This is a genomic window from Streptomyces lavendulae subsp. lavendulae (genome assembly GCF_002803845.1).
Classification (GTDB): domain Bacteria; phylum Actinomycetota; class Actinomycetes; order Streptomycetales; family Streptomycetaceae; genus Streptomyces; species Streptomyces lavendulae.
The window spans coordinates 2171396-2189068 of sequence record NZ_CP024985.1; the positions used below are offsets into that span (position 1 = coordinate 2171396).

Consider the following 17673-nt stretch of genomic DNA (forward strand, 5'->3'; position numbering starts at 1 on the left):
CCTCGTCTCCGCATCCCCTTAAGGACGTTCGATGACCACGTACGCAGAGTCCCCGGCCCCGGCGGCCGGCTTCGCCCCGGTGCGCGAGCCCGGCAAGCCCGTCGTCGTGCACGCCCCCGCCGGTCTGGACGCGGCCTCCGCCGCCGCCTGGCTGACCGCCCACCGTGCCGACGTCCAGGCCGAGTTGCTGCGCAGCGGGGCCGTACTCCTGCGGGGGCTGCCCGTCGAGGACGCGGCCTCCTTCGCCGCCGCCCGGGACGCGCTGATCGAGCGGCGCGCCGGGTACAAGGAGAAGGCCACCCCGCGCACCGACTTCGGCGAGGGCGTCTTCTCCTCCACCGACCTGCCCGCGGTCCAGCCGATCCGGCTGCACAACGAGAACAGCTACACCCTCGACTTCCCCGGGGTGCTGCTGTTCGGCTGCGTGACCGCGCCCGAGGAGGGCGGGGCGACCACCGTCGGCGACATGCGCGAGGCGCTGCGGCTGCTGCCGCCGGAGCTGGTCGAGCGGTTCGAGCGGGCCGGCTGGCTGCTCGTGCGCAACTACTCCGAACTGGCCGGGCTGCCCTGGTACAAGACCTTCGCCACCGAGGACAGGGCGGTCGCCGAGGCCTACTGCGAGGAGAACACCGTCGGCTACGAGTGGGTCGAGGAGGACGACTCGATGATCACCCGGCAGCGGCGCTCCGCGGTCGTCACCCACCCCGTGACGGGCGAGCGGACCTGGTTCAACCACTTCGCCTTCTGGAACAGCCGCACCCTGGACCCGGACGTCCGCGAGGTCCTCGTCGAGACGTACGGGGAGGACGGGCTGCCCTTCAACACCTACCTGGGCGACGGCTCCCGGCTCACCGACGCCGAGGTCGACGCGGTCAACGCCGTCTACGACCGGGTCACGGTCCGCGAAACCTGGCAGCGGGGCGACCTGATGCTCGTCGACAACATCCTGTGCGCGCACGGCCGCGAGGCCTACAAGGGCGACCGGAAGATCCTCGTCGCCATGGGCGAGCCCGTCGCCCTGGCCGACTGCGCGCCCGCCACCCAGCCGTCCACCACCGTCTTCACCGGGGAGTGACCGTCATGACCGCCGTACTTCCCGAGCGTCCCGGCACCCGTACGGGCGCCGCAGCCGTCCCCGACCTGCTGGAGCGTCTCGCCCTGGCCCCCGCCGACCGGACCGCCGTCGTCGCGGACGGGCGCGCCAGGAGCTTCGGCGAGCTGCGCGCCGAGGCCATGCGGATCGCGGGCCGCCTCGCCGCCCGCGGCGTCGGGCCGGAGAGCGTGGTCGCGCTGTGCCTGCCGCGCGGCGCGGAGCTGGTCGCCGCGCTGGTCGGGACCCTGACCGCGGGGGCCGCCTACCTGCCCGTGGACCCGAAGCTGCCGGCCGAGCGGCGGCGCTACCTCGTCGAGGACGCGGGTGCCGACCTGGTCGTCACCGCCGCCGGCGCCGCCGCGCCCCTCGCCGACGGCGTACCGCACGTGGCCGTGTCCGCGCTGGCCGCGCCCGGCCCGGAGCTCCCGTACGTCCCGGTGGCCGTCTCCGGCGACACCCTGGCCTACGTCATCTACACCTCCGGTTCCACGGGCCGCCCCAAGGGCGTGGAGATCGGCCGGGCCGCCGCGTCCGCGCTGCTCGCCGAGCTGGAGGGCGCGGGCATCGCCGTCACCGAGGGCGGGCGGGTCGGCTGGAACGCCTCGCCGTCCTTCGACGCCTCCGTGCAGCAGTGGGTCCGCCTGTGCCGCGGCGACACCCTGGTGATGATCGACGACGAGACCCGCGCGGACCCGGCGCTGCTGGCCCGGCTGGTCGACGAACAGGCCCTGACCGACCTGGACATCACCCCCGCGCACGCCGATCCCCTGCTGGACCTGCTCACCCCGGACGGCGGCCCGCGCCCGCTGACCCTGCTGATCGGCGGCGAGGCCGTCAGCCCCGCGCTGTGGCGGCGCCTGGCCCGGCTCGGGGAACGGGGGGTGCTGCGCACGGTCAACCTGTACGGGCCCACCGAGTGCACGGTCGACGCCACGGCCGGCTGGGTGGACGGCGCCGACATGCCGCACATCGGCAGCGCCCTGCCGGGCCTGCGCACGCGGGTCCTGGACGAGGAGCTGAACCCGGTCGCCGAGGGCGGCAGCGGCGAGCTGTACCTGGCGGGGCCCCGCGTGGGCCGCGGCTACCGGGGCCGGCCGGCGCTGACCGCCGAGCGGTTCGTGGCCGACGCCGCCGGGGAGGCGCACGGCGGCCGCATGTACCGGACGGGCGACCTCGTACGGCTCCTGCCCGGCGGCCGGCTGGCCTACCTGGGGCGGGCCGACGGGCAGGTCAAACTGCGCGGCCACCGCCTCGAACTCCCCGAGGTCGAGGCCGCGGTGGCCGCCGTCCCCGGGGTCGCCGAGGCCGCCGTCGTACTCCGCGACGACGTCCACGGGGCGCCGGGCCTGGTGGCCTACTACCGGGCCGCCGGACCCGTCACCGAAGCCGGGCTGCGCGAACGGCTCACGGCCGTGCTGCCCGCGTACATGGTCCCGGCGGCCTTCGTGGCCCTGGAGCGGTTCCCGGTCACCGTCAACGGCAAGGTGGACCGGGCCGCGCTGCCCGCCCCGGCACCCGCGCCCGCGCCCGCCCCGGCCGGGGACGCCGGCGCGCCGGAGCTGACCGCCTCGCAGACGCTGATCGCGGGCGTCTGGGCCGCCGTCCTCGGCGCCCCGCACGTCGGCCCGGACGACAACTTCTTCAAGCTGGGCGGCCATTCGCTGCTCGCGATCAAACTGGTCTCGCGGGTCCGCGCCGAACTGGGCGTCTCCCTCCCGGTGAAGGCCGTCTACGCCAACCCGCGCCTGCGGGACCTGGCCGCCCACCTCGACACCCTGGTCGCGGCCGCCGCGAGCCCGAACTCCTGAAGGACATGACCGTGATCCCGTTGTCGTACGCCCAGCGCCGGCTGTGGTTCCTGGGCCGGCTGCACGGCCCTTCCGCCACCTACAACGCCCCGGTCGTCCTGCACCTCGACGGCGAACCCGACGCCGGGGCCCTGGCCCTCGCGCTGGCCGACGTCGTGGAGCGGCACGAGGTGCTGCGCACCGTACTGCCGGCCGGGCCCGACGCGGAGCCGTACCAGCGGGTGCTGGACGAGGCGCCCACGGCGCGGCTCACCGCCGAGGAGTGCGCGCCGGACCTACGGGACGCACGGGTGGCCGCCTTCGTCCGGCAGCCTCTGGACATCACCGCCGAACCCCCGCTGCGAGCCCGGCTGTTCCTGCCGGGCGACGGGACCTCCACCCTGGTGCTGCTGATCCACCACGTGGCGACCGACGGCTGGTCGCTGCGCCCCCTGCTGCGCGACCTGGCCGGGGCCTACGCCGCCCGGCTGGCCGGGCGGGCCCCCGACGCGGAGCCGCTGCCCGTGCAGTACGCGGACTACGGCCAGTGGCAGCACGAGCTGCTCGGTGACCCCGCCGACCCGGACAGCCTGGCCGCCGAGCAACTGGCGTACTGGCGGGCCGCGCTGGAGGGCGCCCCGGCGGTCGTCGACCTGCCGGCCGACCGGCCCCGCCCCGCCGAGCCCTCGGGCCGGGGCGCCACGCTGACGGCCCGGCTGGACGCGGCGGCGCACGGCGGGCTGCTCGCCCTGGCGCGCGGCCACCGGGCGAGCCCGGCCATGGCGGCCCGCGCCGCCCTCGCCGCGGCCCTGTCGGCGGCCGGAGCGGGCGAGGACCTCGTGATCGGCACCCCGGTCGCGGGCCGCCCCGACGAGGACCTCTACGACCTGGTCGGCTTCTTCGTCAACTCCCTCGCGCTGCGCACCGACCTGTCGGGCGACCCGGCCGTCGGGGAGCTGCTGGAGCGGGTGCGCGACGCGGACCTGGCGGCGTACGAGCACCAGGAGCTGCCCTTCGACCTGCTGGTGGAGCGGCTCAGCCCGGAACGGGCCCTGGGCCACCACCCCTTCTTCCAGGTGATGCTGACCGTGGACTCGGGCGGCGCCGGCGCAGGACCGGAAGGCGGCCGGGTGGAGCTGGGCGGCGGCATCGGCGGAACACTCGCCGAAGCCGACCTGGACTCGGCCAAGTTCGACCTGACCTGGTACTGCCGCGAGCTGCACACGGCCGGGGGCCGCCCCGACGGGATCGAGATCGCCCTCCAGTACGCCACCGACCTCTTCGACGAGGAAACGGCCCGCCTGCTGCTGGAGCTGTACGTACGGACCCTCGAAGCCTTCGCCGCCGAACCCGCGGCCCGCCTGAGCGCCCTCGGCCCGGCGTCCGGTCCGCAGGCACGGGCCCTGGCCGCGCGGGGGCGCAGCACCCTCCCGGCCGCCGCGCCCGCCCCGCGCGATGCCGTCCCGGCCCGCCGTGACGTGCTCTCGCCCCGGGAGGAGATCCTGTGCGGCCTCTTCGCGGAGGTCCTCGGGCGCGGGGAGGGCGCGGAGTTCGCCGCCGACGCGAACTTCTTCAAGTCGGGCGGGCATTCGCTGCTCGCGAGCAAGCTGGTGAACCGGATCCGGGGCGCGCTCGGCCTGGAGCTGGGCATCCGGGACCTGTTCCTCGCGCCGACCCCGGCCGCCCTGCACCGGCGGCTGGCCGGAGCGGGCCCCGAGGGGGCGGCCCGGCCCGCGCTGGTCCCCGTACCGGACCGGCCCGGGCGGATCCCGCTGTCGGCCGCGCAGCGGGCGCTGTGGCTGCTGGACCGGATCGAGGGCCCCTCGGCGACCTACAACGCGCCGCTGGTGCTGCGCCTGGAGTCGGTTCCGCGGGCCGCCGCGCTGGAGGCCGCGCTCGCCGACCTCGTCACCCGGCACGAGGTGCTGCGCACGGTGTACGGGGCCGAGGGCGGCGAGCCGTACCAGCGGGTGCTCGCCCCGGCCGGGGTGCCGCTGGAGGTGGAGGCCTGCGCGCCCGGCGAACTGGACGCGCTGGTCGACTCCTTCGGCCGGGAGCCCTTCGACCTGGCGCTGCGGCCGCCGCTGCGGGCCCGGCTGTTCGTACCGGGCGACGGCGGTGCGGTGCTGGTGCTGCTGGTCCACCACATCGCCACCGACGGCTGGTCCCTGGCCCCGCTGCTGCGGGACCTGGGCGCGGCGTACGGGGCCCGGTGCGCGGGGCGCGCCCCCGAACTGCCGCCGCTGCCGGTGCAGTACGCCGACTACGCGCTGTGGCAGCGCGAGCTGCTGGCCGACCCGGACTCCCTGCTCGGCTTCTGGCGCGGGGCCCTGGCCGGGATGCCGGCGCGGACCGCGCTGCCCGCCGACCGGCCGCGCCCGGCGGAGCCCTCGGGCCGGGGCGCCACCGTGTCGGCCGCGGTCGGCGCGGACGCCCACCGGACCCTGGCCGGGCTGGCGCGGGAGCGGCGGGCGAGCCTGTTCATGGTGGTCCGAGCTGCGCTGGCGGCGGCCCTGGCGGCCACCGGCGCGGGCGAGGACCTGGCGATCGGCACCCCGGTCGCGGGCCGCCCCGACCAGGACCTGCACGAGCTGGTCGGCTGCTTCGTCAACTCGCTGGTGCTGCGCACCGACCTGTCCGGCGACCCGTCCGTCGGGGAGCTCGTGGAGCGGGTCCGGGACGCGGACCTGGCGGCCTTCGACCACCAGGACCTGCCCTTCGACGTCCTGGTGGAGCACCTGGCCGAGCCGGGCCGGGTCCTGGGCGAACACCCCTTCTTCCAGGTGATGCTGACCGTGCGGGAGGCCGCCGACGAGCGGGTCTCGCTCGGCCCGGTCGCGGGCCGGGTCGGGAGCACCGACCTGGGCGCCGCCAAGTTCGACCTGAGCTTCCACTGCGCCGGGCGGCACACCGCCGACGGCGCCCCGGACGGCCTCGACGTGCACGTGCAGTACGCCACCGACCTCTTCGACGAGGACACGGCCCGGCTGCTGCTGGAGGTCTGCGTACGGGCCCTCGAAGCCTTCGCCGCCGGTCCGGCGGCCCGCCTCGGCTCCCTGGACCTGGTCCGGGAGCCGGAGCGGCGGAACCTGGAGCGGCGCCGGGACCGGCTGCGGGAGGCGCTCGCCGCCACGGCGGCGGAGCCTGCCCCGGCGGCAGCGCCGTCCTCCCCGCGCGAGGAGATCCTGTGCGGACTGTTCGCCGAGGTGCTGGGCGCGGAGCGGATCGCCGCCGACGCCAACTTCTTCAAGTCGGGCGGGCATTCCCTGCTGGCCAGCCGGCTCGTCAACCGGATCCGGGCCGTGCTCGGCGTGGAGGCGGGCATCCGGGACCTGTTCCTGGCCCCCACCGCGGCGGCCCTGCACCGCCGCCTCGGGACGGGCGCCGGGGCGGGGGCGGCGCGGCCCCCGCTGCTGCCCGTGGCGGACCGGCCGGAGCGGGTGCCCCTGTCGTACGCGCAGCGGCGGCTGTGGTTCCTCGACCAGCTCCAGGGGCCGTCCGCCACCTACAACATCGCGCTGGTGCGGCGCCTGGAACGGCCCCTGGAACCGGTGGCGCTCGCCGGGGCACTGGCGGACCTCGCCACCCGGCACGAGGTGCTGCGCACCGTGTACGGGACCGAGGGCGGGGAGCCGTACCAGCGGGTGCTGGAGGGGGCCCGGCCGCAGCTGGAACTGGTGCACGCGGCGGACGTGGCGGCGGCCGTCGACGCGGCGGCCGGGCACGTCTTCGACCTGACGCGGGACCTGCCGCTGCGGGCCTGGCTGTTCCTGCCGGAGGACGGGGGTCCGCAGACCCTGGTGCTGCTCCTGCACCACATCGCGGCGGACGGCTGGTCCACGGGGCCGCTGCTGGCCGACCTGGCGGCGGCGTATGCGGCGCGGGCGGCGACGGGCCGGGAGCCGGGCTGGTCCCCGCTGCCGGTGCAGTACGCGGACTACACGCTGTGGCAGCGGGAGCTGCTGGCCGACCCGGGCGCCCCGCTCGGGTTCTGGCGGGAGGCCCTGGCCGGGCTCCCGCCGCTGATCGACCTGCCCACGCAGCGGCCCCGGCCGGCCCTGCCGTCGGGACGGGGTGCGGTCACCGGCTTCGAGGTGGACGCCGGCACGCACCGCGCGCTGCTGCGGATCGCGCACTCCCGGGGCGCCACCCTGTTCATGGTGGTGCAGGCGGCGCTGGCGGCGGCCCTGACCCGGGCCGGGGCCGGGACCGACCTGGCCGTCGGCACGACGGTCGCCGGGCGCGCCGACGACGCGCTGTCGGGGCTGGTGGGCTTCTTCGTCAACACGCTGGTGCTGCGCACCGGCACGGAGGGGGACCCCGCCTTCGAGGAGCTCGTCGACCGGGTGCGGGAGGCGGACCTGGCGGCGTACGCGCACCAGGACCTGCCGTTCGATCTGCTGGTGGAGGCACTCAACCCGCACCGGTCCTCGGCACACGACGCGCTGGTGCAGGTGATGCTCCAGGTGAACCCGGTTCCGGCCGGGGTGTCCGGCGGGCCGCTGGCGGGGACGGAGGGCGCCTTCACCGCGCGGACGGCGAAGTCGGAGCTGACCTTCGCCCTGACGGAGCGGCCGGCCGGCGGTCTGTCGGGGGTGCTGGAGTACGCCACCGACCTGTACGGGCCCTCGGGCGCGGCCCGGCTGGCGCAGCTGCTTGTGTCGGCGCTGGAGCTGTTCGCCGCCGACCCGTCACGGCGCGTGTCCGCCCTGCCTGCCCCGGCCGGCCGGCGTCCCGCACGGCCGCTCGCCGGGGGCTACCGGGTCGATCCGGCCCGGGTGGAGGCTGTCCTGACGGAGCATCCGGCGGTGGTGTCGGCGCGGGCCCGGGTGGAGGGCGACCGGCTGATCGCGCGGGCCGTGGCCCCGGCCGGGGCGGTGACGGAGGCCGAGCTCCAGGCCTGGGCGGCGGACCGGCTGCCGGACTACGAGGTCCCGGCGGCCGTCCTGCTGCCCGGGGCCCCGGCCGCGCCGGACCCGGCCCCGGCTCCCACGCCCCCTCTGACGGACACGCTGCTGCGGCTCTTCGCGGAGGTGCTGGAGCGGGGCCGGATCGGCCCGGACGACAACTTCTTCAAGTCCGGGGGCCATTCGCTGCTCGCGGTACGGCTGGTCAACCGGGTACGTGCGGAACTCGGCCGCGAACTGACCCTGCGCGAGGTGTTCCGCCACCCCACCCCGGCCGGGCTGGCGACCCTGCTGTCGAAGCCCCCCGCCACGGGCCCGACACCGCCCCCGGCCCCGGCCCTGCGCCGCCGCACCCACGCGGGCACCCGCGTCAGGCAGCCGTAGCCCGAGCCGGCGGTCCGCCGCCCGGCTCACGCCCCCGGCGTCCGGCCCCTGCCCCTGCGGGCGGGGGCCGGACGCACCCGGTACGGCGGCAGTCCGCAGCGGCAGCGACGGGGTGGGGAGCTGCCGGAGGGACTGCCCGCCGGGGGCGGGGGCGGTGCCTAGCGTGGGGGCACGGACTGCGGTCCGCTCCCACCCCCTCGCCTGGAGGCCCCGCGATGCCCTCGACCGCCCCCACCGCCCGCGCCGTCCTGGACGGCGGCCCGGCGATCACCCCGGCTCCCGGTGTGCTCGACCGGCTCGACGCCCGGGTCGCCGCCGGCCCCGGGCGGCTCGCGCTGGTGCACGGCACGCGCCGGATGACGTACGGGCAGCTGGCCCTGGCGGTGGCGCTGCGGGCCGACGCGCTGACCGCCGAAGGGGCCGGTCCCGGGCGCCTGGTGGCCGTGCACCGCCCGCGCGGCATCGACGCCGTCGTCGGGCTGCTCGCCGCGCTGCGCACCGGTGCGGCCTACCTCCCGCTGGACCCGGCCGCACCGGCCGCCCGCAACGCGGCGATCCTCGCCGACTGCACCGGGCGGGACGACATCACCCTGGGCACCGGCGAGTTCACCCTGCCGGGCCCCGGTGTGACCCCCGGATCCGCCTACGTGATCTACACCTCCGGCTCCACCGGCACCCCCAACGGCGTCGTCGTCGGACACCGCGCCCTGGCCCACTTCACGGCCGGGGCGACCGCCCGCTACGGGATCACCGCCGAGGACCGGGTGCTCCAGTTCGCGCCGCTGCACTTCGACGCGAGCGTCGAGGAGGTCTTCCTGACCCTCGGCGCGGGCGCCGCCCTGGTCCTGCGGGACGAGGAGATGCTCGACGTCCCCGGCCTCCTCGCGGGCTGCGCCGCGCACGGGGTGACGGTCCTCGACCTCCCGACCGCGTACTGGCACGAGCTGACGCACGCCCTCGCCTCGGGCGTGGACCGGCTGCCGCCCGCCCTGCGGACCGTGGTCATCGGCGGCGAGGCCGCCCTGCCCGAGCGGGTCGCGCAGTGGTGCGCGGCCGTGGACCCGGACCGGGTGCGGCTGCTGAACACCTACGGGCCGACCGAGGCCATCGTCGTGGCCACCGTCGCCGACCTCTCCCGGCACCGCGGCGGGCCGGTGCCGATCGGCACCCCCCTCCCCGGGGTGCGGGCCGCCGTCGTCGACGGCGAACTGTGGCTGCTGGGCGGGTCCCTCGCCGAGGGCTACCTCGGCCGGCCGGAGCTGACCCGCACCCGGTTCACCACGCTGGAAGGGGAGCGCGCGTACCGGACCGGCGACCTGGTCCACGTACGGCCCGACGGCCAGCTCGGCTTCCGGGGGCGGGCCGACGACGAGGTGAAGATCAACGGGCACCGGGTGGACCCGGCCTCCGTGGAGTCGGTGCTGACCGCCCACCCCGGGGTCCGCGAGGCGGCCGTGGTGGCGCCGACGGGCGCGGACGGGGTCCTGCGGCTGGCCGCCTTCGTCGTCGCCGACGAGGGGGTGGGCGCGGCGGAGCTGCGCGACCGGGTACGGGCCGCGCTCCCCGCGGCGGCCGTCCCCGGGACCGTGACCCTCCTGCCCGCCCTGCCCCGGACGCCCTCCGGGAAGATCGACCGCAAGGCGCTGCGGGCCCCGGCCGGGGACCAGGAGCCGGACCACGATCCGTACGCGGTCTTCGCCGGAGAGGTGCTGCCCGCCGAGGACCGGGTCCCGCTGTCCTACGCCCAGCGGCGCCTGTGGTTCCTGGCGGGCCTGGAGGGACCCTCGGCCACCTACAACCTGCCGCTCGTGCTGCGCCTGGACGCCGTCCCCGACCCGGACGCGCTCCGGGCGGCCCTCGCCGACGTCGTGGAACGGCACGAGGTGCTGCGCACCGTCTACCCGGCGGTGGACTCCGAGCCCTACCAGCACGTCCTCCCGGCCCCCCAGGTGCCGCTCGCGGTGCGTGCCTGCGCGCCCGGGGAGGTCGCGGAGCTGGTGGCCGGCTTCACCGGCGCCGCCTTCGACCTCTCCGCCCACCTGCCACTGCGGGCCGCCCTGTTCGTGCCCGGCGACGGCTCCGCCACCCTCGCGCTGCTGACCCACCACATCGCCACCGACGGCTGGTCCGTGGGCCCGCTGCTGCGCGACCTCGGCGCGGCCTACGCCGCCCGGCTGGCCGGGGGGCCGCCCGAGCTGGTGCCGCTGCCCGTGCAGTACGCCGACTACACCCTGTGGCAGCGCGAACTCCTGGAGGATCCCTCCGCGTTGCTCGCGTACTGGCGCGGGGCCCTCGACGGCGTGCCGACCCTGCTGGACCTGCCCGCCGACCGGCCGCGGCCCGCCGAGCCCGGCGGTACGGGCGCCACCCTCACGGCCCGCCTCGACGCGGACGCGCACCGGCGGCTGGCCGCGCTCGCCGAGGAGCGCGGCGCGAGCCTGCTCATGGTGCTCCAGCCCGCGCTGGCGCTGGCTCTGGCCGCTGTCGGAGCCGGGACGGACATCGCGATCGGCACCCCGGTCGCGGGGCGCGGCGACGAGGCCCTGGAGCAGCTGGTCGGGTTCTTCGTCAACACCCTGGTGCTGCGCACCGACGTGTCGGGCGAGGCCTCGTACGCGGAGCTCGTCGACCGGGCGCGGGACGCGGACCTGGCCGCGTACGCCCACCAGGAGCTGCCGTTCGACCTGCTGGTGGAGCACCTGCGGCCGCGGCGGGAGGGCGCCGTGAACCCCTTCTTCCAGGTGATGCTGACCGCGCAGGAACAGGGCGGCGAGGACACCGGGACGGCCGGCCCGCTGTCGGGCCGGTTCGTCGAACCGGGCCTGGAGGTAGCCAAGTTCGACCTCAGCGCCTCCTGCGTGGAGCCTGCGGACGGCGGCGGCCTGGAGGTGTGGTGGCAGTACGCGGTGGACCTGTTCGACGCGGAAACGGCGCAGCTGCTGCTGGACCTGTTCGTACGGGCCCTCGCGCGGGCGGCGGCCGACCCCGCCGGGCCGGTGACCGGGTGGGGGCTGCTGACCGACGCGGAGGCCGCGGCGGTGGCGGAGCGCCGGGAGCGCCTCGCCGCGGCCCGGGCGTCCGAGCAGGCGGCCCGGGCGTCCGAGCGGGCCGCCCGCGCGTCCGAGCGGGCGTCCCGCGCCCACGGGCAGGCGGCCGGGGTCCGCGCCGGCTCCGCCGAGCAGGTGCTGTGCGCGCTGTTCGGGGAGGTGATCGGCCTCGACGGGCCGGTGGCCCCGGACGCCAACTTCTTCTCCGAGGGCGGGCATTCCATGATGGGGGTGCGCCTGGTGAACCGGATCCGGGCCACGCTCGGGCTGGAGGCCCGGATCCGGGACCTGTTCCTCGCGCCGACCCCCGCCGAGCTGGCGCTGCGGCTGGTCCGGGAGGCCGCGCCGGCCGGGCGGCCCGCGCTGGCCCCGGCGGTGGACCGGCCGGAGCGGATCCCGCTGTCGTACGCGCAGCGCCGGCTGTGGTTCGTGGACCAGCTCCAGGGGCCCGGCCGGTCGTACAACATCCCCTTCGCGCTGCGCCTGGAGCGGCCCCTGGACCCGGCGGTGCTGGCGGACGCGCTGGCCGACGTGGCGCAGCGGCACGAGGTGCTGCGCACCGTGTACCCGGCGGTCGACGGGCAGCCGTACCAGCGGGTGTGCGAGGGGGTCCGGCCGCCGCTGGACCTGGTCACCGCGCCGGAGGGGGGTCTGGAGGCGGCGGTGGACGCGGCCGCCGGACACGTGTTCGCGCTGGCGTCGGACCTCCCGCTGCGGGCCACGCTGATCGGCTGCGGGGAGGAACAGGTACTGGTGGTGCTGGTCCACCACATCGCCGCCGACGGCTGGTCCGCGGGACCGCTGTTCGACGACCTGGCCGAGGCCTACGCGGCCCGGCTCGGCGGGTCGGCGCCCGGCTGGGAGCCGCTGCCGGTGCAGTACGCGGACTACACCCTGTGGGAGCGGGCCGCCCTGGAGGGCGGGGCCGCGGCCGGGCACCTGGCCTTCTGGGAGCGGACCCTGGCGGACGCCCCGCCCGTCCTGGAGGTGACCGCCGCCCGGACCAGGCCGGCCGAGGCCTCGCACCGGGGCTCGGCGACGCCCCTGGAGGTGGACGCCGCCACGCACGCCCGCCTGGAGCGGCTGGCCCTGGAGCACGGGACCACCCTGTTCACGGTGGTGCAGGCGGCCCTGGCGGCGACCCTGACCCGGCACGGGGCGGGCACCGACCTGCCGCTGGGCACGGTGGTCGCGGGCCGTGACGACGAGGCCCTGGACGAGCTGGTGGGCTTCTTCGTCAACACGCTCGTGCTGCGCTGCGACACCTCGGGGAACCCGCGCTTCTCCGAGCTGGTCGGCCGGGTCCGCGAGACGGGACTGGCCGCCTACGCCCACCAGGAACTCCCCTTCGACCTGGTCGTCGAGCACCTGAACCCGCAGCGCTCCACGGCCCGCCACCCGCTGGTGCAGGTGATCGTGCAGGTGCACCCGGCGGAGCCGGACGCCCCGGCGGGCGGCGCCCTGGCCGGGACCCCGCTGGGGTCGGACTCCGGGTTCACCAAGTTCGATCTGACCCTGTCGCTGCGCGAGACCCGGGACGCGGACGGGACCCCGGGCGGGCTGGAGGGCGTACTGGAGTACGCGACGGACCTGTACGACGCGGACACGGCGGCGATGCTCGCCGGGCACGTGGCGCGCACCCTGCGGGCGGCGGCCGAGGACCCGGAGCAGCGGATCGGGGACGTACGGCTGCTGTCGCCCGCGGAGGAGCTGCGGCTGGCCGCCTACAACGACACCGCCGTACCGGGCGCCGCGTGCGGTCTGGCGCACGAACGGTTCGCGGAGCAGGCCCGGCGCACGCCGGACCGGACCGCCGTCTCCTACGAGGACGAGACCCTGACCTACGCCGAGCTGGACGCGCGGGCCAACGCGCTGGCGCACCGGCTGATCGAGGCGGGCGTGGGCCGGGACGCGTCGGTGGGGCTGCTGCTGGAGCGCACCCCGTACCTGCTGGTGGCGGCGCTGGCGGTGCTCAAGTGCGGGGCGGCGTACGTACCGCTGGACCCGCGGCTGCCCGAGGCCCGGGTGGACATGATCATGGAGGACGTGGGCGCGGCGGTGCTCCTGGTCCGCGAGGAGCACGCGGAGCTGCCCCAGGTCGCCCGCCAACTGGCCTCCGGCGTGCGGGTGTTGTCGGTGGACACCCCGGTGGTGGGCTATCCGGGGACGGATCCGGGGATCACGGTGGGCGAGGACGCTCTGATGTACGTGATGTTCACCTCCGGGTCCACGGGCCGCCCCAAGGGGGTCGGCGTCACCCACCGCAACGTGGTGGAGCTGGTCACCGACCGCTGCTGGGACCTGGCCCACCACCGCCGGATGCTGGTCCATTCGGCGATCGGCTTCGACGCCTCCACCTACGAGCTGTGGGTCCCGCTGCTCAACGGCGGCCAGCTGGTGATCGCCCCGGGCGACGGCACCGACGTGGCCGAACTGGACCACACGATCCGCACCCACGAGGTCTCGGCCGCCTACTTCACCATGGGGCTCTTCCACATCATGGCGGACGAGGGCCTGGACACCCTCAAGCTCCTCGACGAGGTGTGGACCGGCGGGGACGTCGCCTCCCCGAGCGCCCTCCAGCGGGTCCTGGACCACTGCCCGGAGACCGTGCTCGTCCACTCGTACGGCCCCACGGAGACCACCTTCGCCTCCCACCACCAGCGCTTCCCCCTCACCGAGCGGGTGGTGCGCGGGGTGTACCTGGGCGCGGCCCTGGACAACACCCGGGTGCACGTTCTGGACGAGCGGCTGCGACCGGTCCCGGCGGGCGTCCCCGGCGAGATGTACCTCGCCGGTACCCAGGTGGCCCGCGGCTACGTCGGCCGGCCCGGCCTGACGGCCGAGCGGTTCGTCGCGGACCCCTTCGCCGCGGACGGCGGCCGGATGTACCGCACCGGCGACCTGGTGCACTGGACGGCCGGCGGCGAACTGCGGTTCATCGGGCGGGCCGACGGCCAGATCAAGCTGCGCGGCTTCCGGATCGAGCCCGGTGAGATCGAGGAGACCCTCGCCCGCCATCCCGGTGTCGGACAGGTCGCCGTGGTGGTCTTCGAGGAAGGACCGGGCGGCAAGCGCCTGGTCGCCTACGCCGTCCCCCGCGCCGGGCACACCCTGACGGAGGCCGCCCTGCTGCGCTGGGCGGCGGACGAACTGCCCGAGCACATGGTCCCGTCGGCGGCGGTGCTGCTGGACGCCATCCCGCTCACCGTCAACGGCAAGCCCGACCGGGCGGCCCTGCCGGCGCCCGCGGCGGCACCGCGTGGCACCGGGCGGGCGGCGCGCACCCCGCGCGAGGAGGTGCTGTGCGGGCTGTTCGCCGAGGTCCTGGGGCTGGAGCGGGTCGGCATCGACGACAACTTCTTCGCGCTGGGCGGGCATTCGCTGCTCGGGGTGCGGCTGGTGAGCCGGATGCGGACGGTCCTCGGGCTGGAGCGGGGCGTGCGCGACCTGTTCCGCACGCCGACGGTGGCCGGGCTGCTGGGCGACGAACCGAGCGACTTCGACCCGATGGGGGTGGTGCTGCCGCTGCGGACGGGCGGTTCGCGGCCGCCGCTGTTCTGCGTCCACCCGGGGACGGGCGTGGGCTGGCCGTACGCGGGCCTGGCCCGGCACCTGGGGCCGGACCAGCCTCTGTACGCGATCCAGGCGCGGGCCCTGAGCGAGCTGGGCCACTCCCCCGCGTCGGTGGAGGAGATGGTGGAGGACTACCTCCCGCTGATCCGGGAGGTCCAGCCGCACGGCCCGTACCGCTTCCTGGGCTGGTCGTTCGGCGGTACGGTCGCCCACGCGCTCGCCGTCCGCCTCGCCGAACTGGGCGAACGCACCGACCTCCTCGCGATGATGGACGTGCACCTGCTGCCGACCGAGCCCGAGCGGCGCCGGATGACCCCGGCGCAGAAGCGGGACATGCTCGTCGGCGACGCCACCGACGAGCCCGAGGACGCCCCCTTCGACGTGGACGCCCTGATCGGGCTGGTCCGTCTCAAGGACCCGGTCCTCGGCGCCTTCTCCGACGCCGAGATCCGCTCGGTCATCGGCGCCTCGATCAACCACGCCGAAATCATGAACCTGTACGCCCCGCGCCCGGTCGCCACCGATCTGCTCTTCCTGGCGGCCATCGAGGACGGGGAAACGGAAAACACCCTCGCCCAGAACTGGATTCCCTATGTGGACGGCCCCGTGGAAAACCACGTCATCGGCGTCCCGCACACCAGAATGGGCGAGCCGGAACCTCTCGCACTGATCGGCCGTATCCTTTCCGAGAAACTGAGGAGCCTGTCATGACCAATCCTTTCGACGACACCGAGGGCACCTTCCGCGTCGTGGTCAACGCCGAGGGCCAGCACGCCCTGTGGCCCGTGTTCGCCGAGGTCCCGGGCGGCTGGGAGGTGGTGTGGGGCGAGGGGACCCGGGCGGACGCCCTCGCGTACGTCGAGGCGAACTGGACGGACATCCGCCCCAGGACCCTGATCGACCAGTACGCCCGCTGACCCGTCCGGGAAAGCACTTCAGGAAAGCCGCTCAGGAAAGCCGTGTCCCGCACCGCGGGGCACGGCTTTCCGCATTCCCGCCGGGCCGTCCGGCAATTCCCGATACTGCCGCAACAACTTCCCCTCGGCGGGTCCCGCGCTTCCTATATTCCTCGTATGCGACGACGTAATATGCACATCCTGCTGAGCGGCACGGCATCGGATTCCCACACCTGGAACCTCGTCTACCTCCAGCTGTTCCTGGAGGAGCTGGGACACCGGGTCCACAACCTGGGTCCCTGCGTGCCGGACGGCCTGCTGGCCGGCGCCTGCGCCGCCGACGGGCCCGGCCGGCCCGACCTGGTGGTCGTCAGCAGCGTGAACGGACACGGCTACCGCGACGGGCTCGGCGCCGTCCAGGCCCTGCGCCGGGCCGGTGTGACCCTGCCCGTCGTCATCGGCGGGAAGCTGGGCGTCGCCGGCGTCCCGGACCCCCGCCAGCGGCGGCGGCTGCTCGACGCGGGCTGCGACGCCGTCTTCGACGACGGGGACACCGGCGCCCTGCGGGAGTACCTCGACCTCCTCGCGGGCGGCGGGCGGGCCGCCCGGCAGGCCGTGGCATGAGCGGCGGCGCCACCCTCCTGGCCCCCTCGGCGGCCCGGGAACCGGCCGCCCCCGACACCTCCTTCGGCGGCTTCGTCGCCCGCGCGGCCGCCTCCGGGCAGCTCGTCGTCCAGCCCCGCATGGGCTTCGGCGACCCGCACCGGATGCGGGACGGGCTGCGGCGCACCAGGGACGCGGTCGCCACCACCGTCGGCACCCTCACCATCGACAGCTACACCCGGGTCGGCGATCAGGACGCCGCCCGCGCCGCGCTGCGCGAGGGCACCCCGCTCAACGGCTACCCCATCGCCACCCACTCCGGCGAGGTCACCCGGGCCCTGCTGGAGGGCGTACGGGGCCCGGCGTTCCCCGTCCAGGTCCGGCACGGCTCCTCACGTCCCGAAGGCATCGTCCGGGCACTGGCCGCCGCCGGACTGGACGCCACCGAGGGCGGTCCGGTCTCCTACTGCCTGCCCTACGGGCGCACGCCGCTCGCGGAGTCCGTGGAGAACTGGGCCCGCTGCTGCGAACTGCTGGCCGAGCTGGTCCCCGCCCCGCGGGTGCCGCACCTGGAGAGCTTCGGCGGCTGCATGCTCGGCCAGCTCTGCCCGCCCGGACTGCTGGTGGCGCTGAGCCTGCTGGAAGGGCTGTTCTTCGTCCGGCACGGCATCCGCAGCGTCTCCCTCAGCTATGCCCAGCAGACCGACCCCGCGCAGGACGAGGAGGCGGTCCGCGCCCTGCGCCGCCTCGCCGCCGAGTTCCTGCCGGCGGGCGTGGACCGGCACGTCGTCCTCTACACCTACATGGGCGTCTTCCCCCGGACCGCGCGCGGCGCGACCCGGCTGCTGGAGGCCTCGGCCCGGCTCGCCGTACGGGCCGGGGCGCAGCGGCTGATCGTGAAGACCGCCGCCGAGGCGCACCGGATCCCGACCGTGCAGGAGAACGTACGGGCCCTGGAGACGGCGGCGGCCACCGCCGCTCTGTGCGGGCGGCCGACCGATCCGCCCGGCCCGGCCGACGGCGAGGTGTACCGGGAGGCCCGCGCCTTCGTGGAGGCCGTACTGGACCTGGCCGAGGACCCGGGGCGGGCGCTGCTCACCGCCTTCGCGCGGGGCGTCCTCGACGTCCCGTACTGCCTGCACCCCGACAACGCGGGCCGCTCGCGCAGCTTCGTCGACGCGGACGGGCGGCTGCGCTGGTCCGAGGTCGGGGCGATGCCGGTGGCCCCGTACCGCGACGCGCCACCGGGCCGGGCGCTGACCGCGGACGGACTGCTGGTCGCGCTGGGCTCGGTGGCCCGGCGCCACGACGGACCGCGGGCCCGCCCGTGAACACCACGCACCACGGCCCCACCCCCACCCCCATCCCCTCCGGACGACC

General features: G+C 76.2%; 7 protein-coding genes. All 7 read left to right on the forward strand.

Annotated features, from left to right (window positions below; all coding sequences use genetic code 11):
* The first annotated feature begins 31 nt into the window (after positions 1 to 31).
* On the forward strand, positions 32 to 1075 hold the full coding sequence (locus SLAV_RS09125; protein WP_030234600.1) for a TauD/TfdA family dioxygenase: 1044 nt from the start codon (positions 32 to 34) through the stop codon (positions 1073 to 1075).
* Positions 1076 to 1080: 5 nt separating this feature from the next.
* Complete coding sequence (locus SLAV_RS09130; protein WP_030234598.1) at positions 1081 to 2901, forward strand: non-ribosomal peptide synthetase; 1821 nt, start codon at positions 1081 to 1083, stop codon at positions 2899 to 2901.
* An 11-nt stretch (positions 2902 to 2912) separates the two neighbouring features.
* On the forward strand, positions 2913 to 8171 hold the full coding sequence (locus SLAV_RS09140; protein WP_234333738.1) for a condensation domain-containing protein: 5259 nt from the start codon (positions 2913 to 2915) through the stop codon (positions 8169 to 8171).
* Between the two features lie 215 nt (positions 8172 to 8386).
* A complete protein-coding gene (locus SLAV_RS09145) occupies positions 8387 to 15505 on the forward strand; it encodes a non-ribosomal peptide synthetase (protein WP_030234596.1) in 7119 nt (2372 codons plus the stop codon).
* Positions 15502 to 15711, forward strand: coding sequence for an MbtH family protein (locus tag SLAV_RS09150; RefSeq protein WP_030234593.1), 210 nt, complete (start codon positions 15502 to 15504; stop codon positions 15709 to 15711). Before SLAV_RS09145 ends, SLAV_RS09150 begins: the two co-directional genes overlap by 4 nt.
* Before the next feature lie 171 nt (positions 15712 to 15882).
* A complete protein-coding gene (locus SLAV_RS09155; RefSeq protein WP_030234591.1) occupies positions 15883 to 16314 on the forward strand; it encodes a cobalamin B12-binding domain-containing protein in 432 nt (143 codons plus the stop codon).
* Positions 16311 to 17624 (forward strand): methylaspartate mutase, encoded by a 1314-nt coding sequence (locus SLAV_RS09160; protein ID WP_030234588.1) that lies wholly within the window; start codon positions 16311 to 16313, stop codon positions 17622 to 17624. The genes SLAV_RS09155 and SLAV_RS09160 overlap by 4 nt, the downstream gene beginning before the upstream one ends.
* Positions 17625 to 17673: the final 49 nt, after the last annotated feature.